Origin of the sequence: Pseudoalteromonas sp. TB41, assembly GCF_000497975.1 — a bacterium.
Lineage (GTDB): Bacteria > Pseudomonadota > Gammaproteobacteria > Enterobacterales > Alteromonadaceae > Pseudoalteromonas > Pseudoalteromonas tetraodonis.
This window is the reverse complement of record NZ_AUTH01000104.1, coordinates 67,346-80,873: the sequence shown is the minus strand read 5'-3', so window position 1 is coordinate 80,873 and position 13,528 is coordinate 67,346. Positions and strand designations below refer to the sequence as shown.

Below are 13,528 nucleotides of genomic sequence, written 5' to 3'. Positions count from 1 at the left end.
TTTGAGGATTAATCGCATTTTTTAGTATATTGAGAACACCTTGCTATAATGGCTGAAGTCTAATAAAGCAAAGGAAATAACAATGCTAAAAACTAGCTTAGCGATAGCAATTGGGCTCTCAAGCTCAGTTGCATTTGCGCAATCAGCAATTACTGTTGAAGACATTCCAAAAGTAAAATCGGTAATACAAACAACCGTTAGCCCCGATGGCGACAGTGTTGCATTTACCCGTTCGTTACCTCGCACGCTTTACGTTGATGAAAATGGTAGTAATTACAGTGAGCTTTATGTTGTTGACGATAAAGGTGTTGAACGCCCTTTTATTACCGGTTCAGTTAATATTAAAAGCCTACAATGGTCAAACGACAGCAAAACAATTTACTTTTTAGCGAAATTAAAAGACGACAAATATACTTCGCTTTACCAAATACCTGTTGATGGCGGCCAAGCACAACCTGTTCTTGCTTTAAAAGACACTTCTATTTCAAGCTATCAGTTAAGCCCTGATAACAAGCAAGTCGCTATTTTAGCGATGCCTGCAGCAGACAAGTCAGAAAAAGAACTTAAAAAACTTGGCTTTAAAGCTGAAGTATATGAAATGGGCTTAAAGAACAAGCAGCTTTTTATTGTTGACTTAGCTAAAGCGGATAAACCACTTACCCCCACCGCACTCAACGTTGATAATTACGTGAGTGATGTTAACTGGGCTGCTAATGGTGAAAAGCTACTGGTTAAAACTCAACCTACCGCATTGATTGATGATAAATACACAAAATCTATGTGGCATTTGTTTGATATTGCTAGCAATAAAGTAACCTTATCGTTTAAAACTGAAGGCAAGCTAGGTGATGCAGAGCTGTCGCATGATGGTAAATACATTGCTATTTTAGGTGCAGAAGATAAGCACGATCCTGCAACGGGTCGCTTATTTATTGCTGACACTAAAACCGCTGAAATCACTGAGTGGTTACCTAACTTTATGGGCCACGTTGTTGATTTTGAATGGTCGCATAAGCGTAATACACTTAACTTTATTGCCAATGTAGGCACGCAAAGTTTTGTAGCGAGCATTAAAACGGGCTCTAATAAATACAAAAAATTAGTCAAAGAAGGTGAATTTATTGCCTCACAATTAAGTGTTTCAGATTCAGATAAAACACTCGCACTTCGTGGTAATACCGCAAAACACCCTAACGAAGTGTTTATTGTGCGCAGCAATAAAGCAACACGTTTAACCGATTCAAATAGCTGGTTAAATGATAAACGCTTTGCCAAGCAAGAAACCATTACCCTTAAAGCACGCGACGGCGTTGAGCTTGATGGTGTGCTTGTTTACCCATTAAATTATGAAAAAGGCACACGCTACCCACTGATTATGTCGGTACACGGTGGCCCTGAAAGCCATGATAAAGACGGCTGGGTCACTAACTACTCACGCCCAGGTCAAATGGGTGCAGCACGTGGCTATGCGGTGTTTTATCCTAACTATCGAGGCTCTACAGGAAAAGGAGTAGATTACTCAAAATTAGGCCAAAACGATTACGCAGGTAAAGAGTTTGACGATTTAGTTGATTTTAAAAATCACCTTGTTGATATGGGTTTAGTAGACACTAAACGTGTTGGTATCACTGGGGGGTCGTACGGTGGTTATGCATCGGCGTGGGGCGCAACAAAACTAACCAAACACTTTGCTGCAAGCGTTATGTTTGTGGGTGTCACCAACCAACTGTCTAAATTTGGTACTACTGATATTTCTAACGAAATGAACCTAGTTCATGCGCGTTCATACCCATGGGATAAATGGCAGTGGTACTTAGAGCGCAGCCCTATTTACTGGGCAGGCCAATCTGAAACACCTCTGCTTATTATGCACGGTAAAGACGACCCTCGCGTTCACCCTGCACAATCTATGGAGCTTTACCGCTACATGAAAGTGCAAGGTAAGGATGTACGTCTTGTTTATTACCCAGGTGAAGGTCATGGTAACCGTAAAGTGGCAGCGCAATACGACTACAGCTTGCGTTTAATGCGCTGGATGGACAACTATTTAATGGAAGGAAAAAAAGAGATGCCTGCGTTTGAAATTGACCATGCTGCTAAGTTAAAAGAAGTCAAAGACGCAAATAAATAAGCACTTATAAACGCGTTTAATTTTAAAAGGCCAACATAAAAATGTTGGCCTTTTTTATAGGTCTAAATTGGCGAGCACGCATCCTTAGTGACATAGCACAGCTTATGTTAAACTCTCGGAAATTATTTTGTTAACTGCTAATTTTACTGCCATGTCAAACCCTGCTAGCTGCTTTACCGTTTTTGATGAAAACGTCGATTCCCTTGCTCTGCCTGAGCAGTTTACATTTCCATTTTATTATAAACCGCACCCTTTGGCCGTTGTCGCTGCACAGCAATTGCAACAGCAATTAAAAAAGCTAGATAAGGCTATTTTAGATACGGATGATATTGATGCGGGTAAAATGTTTGGTGTGCTAGTCGTTCAAAATCAGGCGCAACAACTGGGATTTATTAGCGCCTATTCGGGGCAAATAGCGGGCATAGATGAGCAACTGAATTTTGCACCTAATGTTGCACTTAAACACATAGACGATGCTGTATTTAGTCAGCAAAGCCAAATCATTAACGCCATTAATGCGCAAATTACGGCATTAGAAAACAGTGAAGATTATCAAGCTCTTGAGCAGCAATTAGCTACAGCACGTAAAAATTATGAACAGCAACTTGTAGCCAAACAACAAGCCATGCAAGTGACCCGCAAACAGCGAAAAGAGCAACGCCAAACTGGCCAAGAGCAACTCAATGCCGATGACTTTGAACAACTTAAAACAACCTTAGCTGGGCAAAGTATTGTTGAGAAAAAACAACTGCAGGCATTAAAGCAAGACTGGCAAACGCAAATTACAGCGCTTGAGCAAACCCAAGCAGCTATGCTGGGTGAAATTAACGGATTAAAAAAGCGCCGCAAAACACTCTCAAAAAACCTACAAAAGAAATTATTTGCTCAATACCAATTTTTAAATGCACACGGTGAAGTAACCGATCTGAATGCTATTTTTGCCAAACTTCCTGAGCACACGCCGCCTTCGGGAGCGGGGGATTGCGCCGCCCCTAAATTATTACAATATGCATACAAGCACCATTTAAAACCAGTGGCTATGGCCGAATTTTGGTGGGGTGCACCGCCTAAATCAGCAATTAGGCATCACTTACATTATTACCCATCGTGTTATAGTAAATGCCAACCCATTTTAGGTCATATGCTAAAAGGCTTAAATGTTGAAGAAAACCCATTACTAACAAACCCAGCAAAAGGGAAAGACTTAACTATTGTTTATCAAGACGATGATTTACTGGTAATAAACAAACCCGCTGAATTTTTGTCGGTGCCAGGGATTAATATTGATGACTCAGTGTACATGCGTATTAAAACTCAGCTCCCCGCGGCTTCTGGCCCACTTATTGTGCATCGGTTAGATATGTCGACCTCAGGGCTGTTAATTATTGCGCTTAATAAGCGCGCGCATAAAGCGCTGCAAAAACAGTTTATTGAACGCACAATTGAAAAGCGTTACGTTGCTTTAGTGGCGGGCAATATTACTGAGAATAGCGGAGTGATTAATTTACCTCTTGTGCTCGACTTTGATGATAAACCACGCCAAATGGTGTGTTATAAAACCGGTAAACCGTCGTTAACAACATGGCATGTACTGGAGCGCAAAAACAACACCACCCGACTGCAGTTATACCCTAAAACAGGGCGCACACATCAGTTACGGGTGCATTGCGCTCATCAATTAGGTTTAAATACCCCGATAGTTGGCGATACTCATTATGGTGAGGAGGCAGAGCGCTTACATTTACATGCCGAGTATTTAGCCTTCACCCACCCTATTTCTCATCAACGTTTAGAATTTGAAGTAGCCGCTGATTTTTAAATCAGCGATACTAAAACTCCCCCTCTGTTTTAAAAAGCCTTGCCATTTTTTTATATTGCAAAGTCGGTAAACTTTACCGTTGCAATATAGAAAAATTTACCTGCATTATGCAAAGCCTCTACTTATAAATAATAAATAGCTATATATTTCAATAAATTAAAAGTTGGCATTAGCTTTGCTCTTATAAAAATAAGTATTTATTACAGTCCACTTTATTTGATTAAAAGCGCCAATAAGCGCTTTTAATGACACACAGTAAATGGGTAACTAACCGTTTACTGCGTACAACAGAACTTCCTACACTCCCTGTGTACTTTATTGGTTATAGGCTAACGCTTATAACCATTTTTTTTGCCTTTATTATTTAATCGTAAATTTTACGTCTTGATCGCGTAATAAATAAAGCGCAAAACACGCAGCCCACATCGGCCACGCCGCAAAAAACAGTAAATTATTAAAGTCATCAATGTATTGATTATATGAAGAAAGCGTAGATAAACCATGCATTATAAAAATAGCACCGTAAGTAATACGTTTTTTAATACCGATCAAAAATGCTATTACTAGCAATAATTGCAGTGCACCTAAAATATAAGCAATAGTATCGGTAGAGCCACTGATCCCATAAAAGTGTTCAAAAATTCGGGCGCTATGCCCCGGATTTACAAATTTATCTAGCGTCCACTAGGGCCTGTTGACCTTTGCAGATTTAAATTTGTTCAAGCTAGGGGCGATTTAATCGCGGCGCGAGGTTTGTAGCCTAGTGGGTTAAGTAAAAACCGAGCAACAAAGAGTAAATCGCCCCTAGGCAGAACCCTTCGAGCAGGGTCTGTTTGGCATTTATGCTGCGTTATCGCCTATTTATGGGGAATAACCACACCACATAGGCTCTGCCTTGCCTAAAAGCCAAACATACAGCTGCAAATTAAACCTCGAAAGATAAACAGGCCCTTTACATCACTATAAACACCCCACACCGAAGCGATAATAAAGACCACTGCAAACGATTTTGTACATCAGTATTCATTGAACCTGTCATAAAATTTCCTTAAAAAAGATATAAATAAACTAATAAGCAATAAAGACCGTACAAACTCCCTTTTATTTCATAATAATTGTAAATAGCTGTTAAGCTTGTTTAATAAATCGATTAACAAAGCAGCTATTTTTAATATTTTAATAAATAACAATATTGTTAAATTGCTGAAAGTTATTTTTAAGCCTTTCGGTCTTTTATACCCATCAACATACAATTACAGAGAGAAAAGGTTTGAAATATTCATCCTTGGCCGTATCTATAGCCGCTTTATTAAATACACCCGCTATTGCTTTTGCTACAACAAAGCCTGTAACAGAAAATGCCATAGAGCGTATTGAAGTAGCGGGCCAAAGTTTAAATTCTCAAGGACTTTCTGTTAAAGATGCAACCATAAATGGCCCCTTTGGCGATAATTTAGCACTGCAAGATATAACACGTTCAATCACGCCTATTTCAAAAGAGCTAATAGAACAACTTAACATTACTACCTTGCAAGACGTACTTGCTGTGAGCCCTAATACGTATGCCGCCAGTGGCTTTGGGGCACCAAGCTTACCCACTATTCGAGGCCAATTAGGTGAGCTCTTTCAAGATGGAACTCGTCGCCAAGCGGGTAATAACGGCTTTGGTGTACCGCTATCATTTAACGCGGTAGAACAAATAGATGTAGTTAAAGGCGCTCCTCCAGTATTGTTTGGTTCAAGCCAGCGCAATGGTGGCTTTGTTAATTTACACTCTAAGCAAGCCTCAACTGAAGAACACAAAGGTAAAGCGAAGCTCTCTGCGGGTCGTTGGGATCAATACACCGCTCAGCTTGATTACACCGCACCGATTGTAAAAGACAAAATTGGTTTTCGTGTGAGTTATGAACACCTTGATCATGGAAGCTACTACGATTACTCAGGGACTAAAAGTGACAGCCTTTTTGCAGCACTGCGAGTATTGCCTGATGATAAAAGCAGCTGGGATATTAACTTTGAGCTATATCAGGTTGAGTTTACCGACAACGCCGGTATTAACCGCCCGACTCAAGCACTCATCGACCACGGTCTTTACATTACCGGCCAAGGTGTTCAAGCAAACGGCAGCACAGTACCCGCAGCGGGTTCAATTGTATCTCCAACAGGGTTAGTTAACATTGATCGCAGCACGGTACTTACCGATCCTGATAACCAAAACGAAGCCACTACTTACCTATTACACAGTATTTATAAGCGCGAGCTTTCAGATAAAGCGTCGCTTAAAAATATTAGTTATTTTCAGCACTTAAAACGTGATGAAGTGGCTCAAAACAGTTTTGTTGAAATTATAGATGGTGCCGATACCGCACAAAACCGCACTGAACTAACGTATCAATGGAATAATGAACAGCAAACTATCTTAGCCTTTGATGTACGCTACAACAAAGTACTTGGCTACAGCCAATTTACCACCGAGGCCGACACACCAATTGATTTAACGGGTCCACTTTCAAACCGTCGTATTCCATTAACCGATGCGCAAAAAGCACGCTTAGTTGAGCTGCGCCCCGGTGTATTTGTATCCCCAGGTGGTCAATACGATACAAACGGCGATGGCAGTGGCGATTTTAACTTATCAGACACTACCGACTCGCGCTCTTGGCAAACTGGCTTTGCTATACAACATGACTCACAGTGGACAAATAAACTGCGTACCAGTGTGGGTTACCGCCTTGATTATTATGATGTAGAAGCACACGATCCCATAGCGCCACAAGGACAAACAGCAGCCAGTGATAGCATTAACGACACGCTGCAATCTGGCCAAATCAGTTTTAATTACAAGCTCAATACTGATTTTACAAGTTACGGCGCAGCAAGTTACAACGAAGCGACTTCAAATAGTATGGCCGGTGGTAACACCTTAGGTGGTGACAACACGATTAGTGCGCAAAACTTTGCAACCGAAAACACGCTGGTAGAATTTGGCTTAAAATATGCGCCTACCAACAGCGATTGGTATGCTGATGGCGCCCTATTTAGCCAGCGCCGTAGTTTACGCAACCGCGATGGCAGCAATACCGGTATTCGTACCTCAGGCTTTGAAGGCCAAGTATTTTACGACGCCTACCCATATTGGTTAAGTGCAGGTTATAGCTATATTGACGCACGCTACGATAACTCTGCAACTGGCCAAGACTCGGCGCAAATTGCTGATGCGTTTGATAACTCACGCCCAGATATTATTGCCGGTAATGGTATAGGCGCGCCAAGTTATACAGCGTTTGCCCCTTCAAATAGCCAAGTACAAGGTATTCCTGAGCAATCGTTAAGCGTTAATGGTAGTTATTCAATTAATGAGAAATGGCAGGCAGGTTTTTCAGCTTTATATACAAAGAGTTACCCGCTAGATTTTTTACAAACAGTAAAAATTCGTGACCAATACACGTTAAACGTCAATACCAGCTACGCGTTTACGCCTAGCACTAAGTTGCGATTAGATGTGAACAACGTCACAAATCAAGATAACTGGCGTCCAGTGTTTGAAGGCGGCTATTTTGGCGCAACATTGGCATTTCCTGAATTACCAATAAACGCCAAGCTTACCCTAACGCATAACTTTTAAGTCCAAGAGATAATATGATTAAAAAACTATTGTTAGTATTGATTGCAGCAGCCGGTATTGGCATGTTCTTTCATTTTAATTTGCACCAGTTGCTTACACTCGATGGCTTAAAAGGGTCGATGGATCAGTTTAACCAATACAAAGCGCAATCGCCGTTGTTAGTTATTGGCGGGTTCTTTTTACTCTATGTGGTAGTAACGGCTCTCTCTTTACCTGGCGCAGCTATTTTAACATTGGCCGCAGGCGCATTATTTGGCTTAATAGAAGGCTTACTGGTGGCGTCGTTTGCCTCAACGATTGGTGCTACCCTTGCCTTTTTAGTGTCACGCTATTTATTACGCGACACCATTAAAAAACGGTTTCCTGAGCGTTTAGCTGCTATCGATAAAGGCGTAGATAAAGAAGGCGCTTTTTACCTTTTTACTTTGCGTTTAGTGCCGGTATTTCCGTTCTTTTTAATTAACCTATTGATGGGCTTAACCGCTATTAAGTCGTGGACTTTTTATTGGGTGAGCCAAATTGGTATGTTGGCAGGCACCTTTGTATTTGTGAATGCCGGTACTCAACTTGCACAAATTGAGCGTTTATCGGGCATTTTGTCACTAGATTTAATTCTGTCATTTGCTCTATTAGGAGTATTCCCACTGATTGCGAAAGCGATTTTAAATGTATTTAAAAAACGACGGGTTTATAAAAACTACACTAAGCCCAAAAAATTCGACCGTAACATGATTGTTATTGGCGCGGGTGCAGGCGGCTTAGTTACCAGCTATATTGCCGCCGCAGTAAAAGCCAAAGTCACCTTAATTGAAGCCGGCGAAATGGGTGGTGACTGCTTAAACACTGGCTGTGTGCCTAGTAAAGCGATTATTAAAAGTGCAAAAATAGCACAGCAAATGCGCCATGGCGAAAACTATGGCCTTGAAAACACTACACCGCAGTTTTCCTTTAAAAAAGTAATGTCACGTGTACATCAAGTGATTGCTGATATAGCCCCGCACGACAGCATAGGGCGCTACACAAATTTAGGTGTGGAGGTTTTAAAAGGCTATGGAAAATTGATTGACCCGTGGACAGTGGAAATTAAACTTAACGATGGCAGCACGCAAACTCTTACCGCTCGCACACTTGTTATTGCCACCGATGCTCGCCCGTTTGTACCGCCACTGCCAGGTATTGAAGAAACCGGTTACGTTACCAGCGATACTTTATGGAGCAAATTTGCCGAGCTCGACGAAGCGCCCAAAAAACTGGTTGTTTTAGGTGGCGGCCCGATTGGTTGTGAGCTTGCACAAAGCTTTGCCCGTTTAGGCTCAAGTGTGACGCAAGTTGAAATGACTCAGCGCGTTATGATTAAAGAAGATGTTGAAGTGTCAGCTTTTGCACACCAATCACTGACCGATAGTGGCGTTAATATTTTAACCTCACACCAAGCGCTGCGCTGTGAAGCACGCGAGGGTAAAAAGTACCTCGTAGTGAAACACAACGACACCGAAATTGATATTGAATATGATGAGCTACTGTGTGCCGTTGGCCGAAGCGCACGCCTCAAAGGCTATGGCCTTGAAGAGCTTGGTATAGAAACTAATCGCACCATAGTAACTAACGACTACTTAGAAACACTCTACCCTAATATTTTTGCCGCAGGCGATATTGTAGGCCCGTACCAGTTTACTCACGTTGCGGCTCATCAGGGGTGGTACGCGGCGGTTAATGGCTTATTTGGCCACTTTAAAAAGTTTAAAGTAGATTACCGTGTTATTCCATGGACCACCTTCATTGATCCAGAAGTCGCGCGCGTAGGCCTAAACGAGCAAGAAGCGATTGATAAAGGCATAGACTATGAAATCACCCGCTTTGAGTTTGAAGAGTTAGACCGCGCCATTACTGAGAGCGCCAATAATGGCTTTATTAAGGTGATCACCCCTAAAGGAAAAGACAAAATACTCGGAGTTACTGTGGTTTCTGAGCATGCAGGCGATTTAATTGCTGAATTTGTTTTAGCCATGAAACACGGCCTTGGCCTTAATAAAATTCTAGGCACAATTCACAGCTACCCAACATGGGCAGAAGGCAACAAATATGCCGCTGGTGAATGGAAACGTAACCATGCTCCACAAACTGTTTTAAACATGCTTGAAAAATACCATGCATGGCGCCGAGGTTAAGCCTTTGTATACGTTATTGAAGTTTTTAGTTTTAAGTGCACTACTGGTCACGGCGTTTAAAAGTAGTGCACAAAACTTGCACGATAGTTGGAACACGCTATTAACTAAACATGTGGTCGCTATTAATCATGGGCACAGCACTGAGGTTGATTACGCTGCAATTAAACACGAGCATACCCAATTAAAAGCATATTTAAATACGTTAACAGCCATCACACCAGGTGAATTTAACACGTGGGGTAAACACAAACAGTTGGCGTTTTTAATTAATGCCTATAATGCCTTTACCGTTGAACTAATATTAACGCAGTACCCTAATATTGAATCAATCAAAGAGTTAGGTAGCTTTTTTAGTTCACCGTGGAGTAAAGAGTTTATTTCGCTGCTAGGTAAAACACGCAGCCTTGATGATATAGAGCATGAGTTAATTCGTGGTAGTGGTAAATACAACGACCCGCGTATTCACTTTGCAGTAAACTGCGCCAGCATTGGTTGCCCTGCACTTCGTGAAGAAGCCTACTCGGCAGATAAACTAGAAGAGCAATTACACCAGCAAACTGTTCGTTTTTTGTCAGACAACACCCGCAACATGGCAACAGGCAATACTTTAAATGTATCGTCTATTTTTAAATGGTACGGCGGTGATTTTGAACAAGGCTTTAAAGGAGCAAACACATTACACCCGTTTTTAGCACAATACGCTGATGCATTAAAACTGCTACCCGCTCAACAAGAAGCGCTGCAAAATAATGACATGAAAATTAAATTTTTAGATTACAACTGGGATTTAAATGCACGTCGTTAAGCCAATACAAATACTCAGCCGATACTGTTTTTTGAGTATTGCTTTGTGCATTGTTTTAATTGTTAACTTTAAAGCCCTTGCAACCTCTTTTTCTGATACTCGCTGGCAAACTATCCAAAGCCAAGGTAAAAACCAACCCGTTTATTTTTATGCATGGGGCGGCGATCCGCAAATAAATGCCTACATTCAATGGGTGGCTGAGCAGGTCAAAGCGCAATATGATATTGAATTAGTGCATGTAAAATTAAGCGATACCAGCGAAGCAGTAAGCCGGGTATTAGCAGAAAAATCAGCCAATAATCACGCTCAAGGCAGTGTCGATTTAATTTGGATCAATGGCGCTAACTTTGCCGCTATGAGTAAGCATGACTTGCTGCTTAAAGACTGGGCCCAGACGTTGCCAAATTTTGCATTAACCGATCCTAATAATAACCCCGCGGTAAATTTTGATTTTGGTTTGCCTACAAACGGGATGGAAGCGCCTTGGGGGCAAGCGTCGCTCACTTTTTATTACGACAGCCTAGCAATAGATGGCAGCACAACGAATCAATTACCCACCACCCTACACCAGTTATTAACTTGGAGCGCGCAAAATCCTGGGCGTTTTAGTTACCCAAAGCCACCTGATTTTTTAGGCATGAGCTTTTTAAAATATGCCTTAGTGGTACTACATAATAACAGCGATGATGAATTAAAAGCACAGCTAAACCAGCCAGCTACAGATAAAAACACCACTGAGGTGCTCAACCCTTTGTGGGTATTTTTAAATAAATTACACCCTACGCTTTGGCGCAGCGGCAAACATTTTATGCAAAGTGGCGCACAAATGCGCCGCTTAATTGACGATACTGAGCTTAGTATCGGGTTTACCTTTTCAGCGCCAGAAGTGCCCGCTGCAGTACAACGCTTTGATTTACCCACCAGCACCCGCAGTTATGCTATGCATGATGGCAGTTTAAGTAACACCCACTTTGTAGCAATACCGTATAATGCAAGCCATGCACAAGGCGCACAGTTAGTCGCTAATTTTTTATTAAGCCCTCAAGCGCAAGCTCATAAACAAAAGCCCACTATTTGGGGCGATAAAACCGTGTTGATCCAATCAATGCTAAATACCCAGCAACAAGCCTTATTTAAAACCACACAACCGCACCCAAGTGCGCTGCCCTTTAATAGCATAAAACGCACACTCAGTGAGCCTCACCCAAGTTGGGTTAATGCCATAATGCAAGGTTGGCAAACGCGCTATGGGGTAAGTCAATGAATAAAGTACCCACTTTAAATAGCCTATTTACCTTTTTGGTCAAAATAAGTCCTTACTGTTTGGTCGCATTGCTTACTTTACCCGTTTTAGGGGGGGGAATCGGCGTGCTTTTACCTGCCTTTGGTTGGGCGCCGGCACTCAATGAAACAAATATTGGCTTAGCAGGATTTAACGCATTATGGCAAACGCCTGGATTAACACACATGGTAGGGCTGAGCATACGAACAGGGCTTATTAGTACCTTAATCGCGTTTATGCTGATGATCTTTATGCTTGGCGCGTTTTTTAATAGTGCGTGGCTTAAACGCATTGAATATATTTTAAGTCCAATATTGGTTATTCCGCATGCCGCTGCCGCGATTGCGGTGAGTTTTTTAATTGCACCATCGGGGTTATTTACTCGTTTAGTTTCTCCATGGTTAACTGGCTGGCAATTAGCGCCAGAAGGCGCGTTACCTTACGACGCTTTTGGCTGGAGCATTATTATTGGGCTTGTGCTTAAAGAGTTACCTTTTTTACTACTGATTGCATTGGGTGTTTTGGCGCAACCCGAACTTGGTAAAAAGCTACGCAAGCAGCATCAAATTGCGGTTAATTTAGGTTATTACCCTATGGTGGCGTTTTTTAAAGTGGTGCTACCCAGTTTATACCCACTGTTACGTTTACCTATTTTTGCAGTACTTGCTTATGCCAGCGCCAGCGTTGAAATGCCACTCATTCTTGGCCCAAATACCCCTCCCACTTTAGCCGTTGCTATAATGCACTGGTTTAACGATGTAGATTTAAACCTGCGAATAAAAGCCTCGGCGGGTGCCCTGTTACAATTAGCGGTCACTGTTGGACTACTCTTAACGTGGCTATTGCTTGAAAAAATCATTGCTCTAGTTTTTAAGCAATCACTTATTAATGGCCGCCGCCAGTATGCACATCAATTGATCTGCACATTTACTTATGTTTTCACGAGTCTAATTTTAATTTTTATTGTTGCTACGCTAATTGGGTTAGTGATGTGGTCAATAGCGGGCTATTGGCGTTTTCCGGATACCGTGCCCTCAAGCGTGGTATTTCTGCATTTTCAACATGCATTTACACAAATACATACTCCCTTGTTTAATACCTTAATAATAGGGGGAATAAGTACGCTGTTTGCTATCACTATGGTATTGCTGTGCTTAGAAGCCGAGCAGTTAAACGCGAAACCCATGTCGAAATGGACACAGTTAATTATTTATCTTCCTTTATTAGTGCCCAGTATTGCGTTTTTATTTGGTATTGTGTGGTTACAACAACTGCTCAATAGCCAGCATGCCTTTTTTAATGTGATATTTGTGCACGTTTTATTTGTTTTACCGTATGTTTTTTTATCTATTGCCGATAGTTACAGGCGTTTAGACCCTCGATTAGCGCGCGTTGCCGCAAGCTTGGGGGCAAGTCCCTGCAAGGTGTTTTTACAGGTTAAATTGCCACAACTATTCGCCCCTATTTTAATCGCGATAGCGCTTGGACTGGCGATTAGTTTTGGCCAATATTTATCTACACTTTTAGCCAGTGGCGGGCGTATAAGTACCATTACCACCGAAGCCGTAACCCTTGCTAATGGCGCAAGCAGGCGCACCAGTGCAGTTTACGCCATTTTTCAAATGGCGTTGCCGCTAATTGGTTTTGGTGTGGCATGGGTGTTACCTAAATACTTTTTTAAAGCGCGCGCTTAACTAT

General features: G+C 41.8%; 7 protein-coding genes and 1 pseudogene. 7 read left to right on the top strand and 1 reads right to left on the bottom strand.

The annotated features are described in order from the left end of the window. Positions 1-82: 82 nt before the first annotated feature. Entirely contained in the window at positions 83-2,131 is a 2,049-nt protein-coding gene (locus tag L641_RS0118290) for a S9 family peptidase (RefSeq protein WP_024602722.1), read from the top strand. 151 nt (positions 2,132-2,282) lie between these two features. Beyond that, a complete protein-coding gene (locus L641_RS0118285) occupies positions 2,283-3,950 on the top strand; it encodes a pseudouridine synthase (RefSeq protein WP_024602721.1) in 1,668 nt (555 codons plus the stop codon). A gap of 360 nt (positions 3,951-4,310) precedes the next feature. Here L641_RS0118285 and L641_RS0118275 read toward each other — a convergent pair. Further along, positions 4,311-4,634, bottom strand: a pseudogene (locus tag L641_RS0118275) (hypothetical protein); the annotation flags it as partial. Between the two features lie 586 nt (positions 4,635-5,220). On the opposite strand from L641_RS0118275, the gene L641_RS0118265 reads away from it, so the two are divergent. From L641_RS0118265 to L641_RS0118245, 5 genes are read left to right on the top strand one after another with little or no spacing between them, the layout of a single operon-like run. Then, the gene (locus L641_RS0118265; RefSeq protein ID WP_024602720.1) at positions 5,221-7,575 is read left to right on the top strand and encodes a TonB-dependent receptor; all 2,355 of its coding nucleotides are present in this window, start codon (positions 5,221-5,223) and stop codon (positions 7,573-7,575) included. Positions 7,576-7,589: 14 nt separating this feature from the next. After that, the gene (locus L641_RS0118260; protein ID WP_024602719.1) at positions 7,590-9,743 is read left to right on the top strand and encodes a bifunctional TVP38/TMEM64 family protein/FAD-dependent oxidoreductase; all 2,154 of its coding nucleotides are present in this window, start codon (positions 7,590-7,592) and stop codon (positions 9,741-9,743) included. Beyond that, a complete protein-coding gene (locus L641_RS0118255) occupies positions 9,724-10,548 on the top strand; it encodes a DUF547 domain-containing protein (protein ID WP_024602718.1) in 825 nt (274 codons plus the stop codon). Before L641_RS0118260 ends, L641_RS0118255 begins: the two co-directional genes overlap by 20 nt. Then, positions 10,535-11,812 (top strand): ABC transporter substrate-binding protein, encoded by a 1,278-nt coding sequence (locus tag L641_RS0118250; RefSeq protein WP_024602717.1) that lies wholly within the window; start codon positions 10,535-10,537, stop codon positions 11,810-11,812. Before L641_RS0118255 ends, L641_RS0118250 begins: the two co-directional genes overlap by 14 nt. Then, complete coding sequence (locus tag L641_RS0118245) at positions 11,809-13,524, top strand: ABC transporter permease subunit (RefSeq protein WP_024602716.1); 1,716 nt, start codon at positions 11,809-11,811, stop codon at positions 13,522-13,524. Before L641_RS0118250 ends, L641_RS0118245 begins: the two co-directional genes overlap by 4 nt. The last annotated feature ends 4 nt before the right edge of the window (positions 13,525-13,528 follow it).

Bases quoted from the DNA above. Each gene is read 5' to 3' on its own strand.
- L641_RS0118250 (WP_024602717.1), top strand. From the start codon at position 10,535: ATGCACGTCGTTAAGCCAATACAAATACTCAGCCGATACTGTTTTTTG.
- L641_RS0118245 (WP_024602716.1), top strand. From the start codon at position 11,809: ATGAATAAAGTACCCACTTTAAATAGCCTATTTACCTTTTTGGTCAAA.
- L641_RS0118290 (WP_024602722.1), top strand. From the start codon at position 83: ATGCTAAAAACTAGCTTAGCGATAGCAATTGGGCTCTCAAGCTCAGTT.
- L641_RS0118255 (WP_024602718.1), top strand. From the start codon at position 9,724: ATGCATGGCGCCGAGGTTAAGCCTTTGTATACGTTATTGAAGTTTTTA.
- L641_RS0118260 (WP_024602719.1), top strand. From the start codon at position 7,590: ATGATTAAAAAACTATTGTTAGTATTGATTGCAGCAGCCGGTATTGGC.
- L641_RS0118285 (WP_024602721.1), top strand. From the start codon at position 2,283: ATGTCAAACCCTGCTAGCTGCTTTACCGTTTTTGATGAAAACGTCGAT.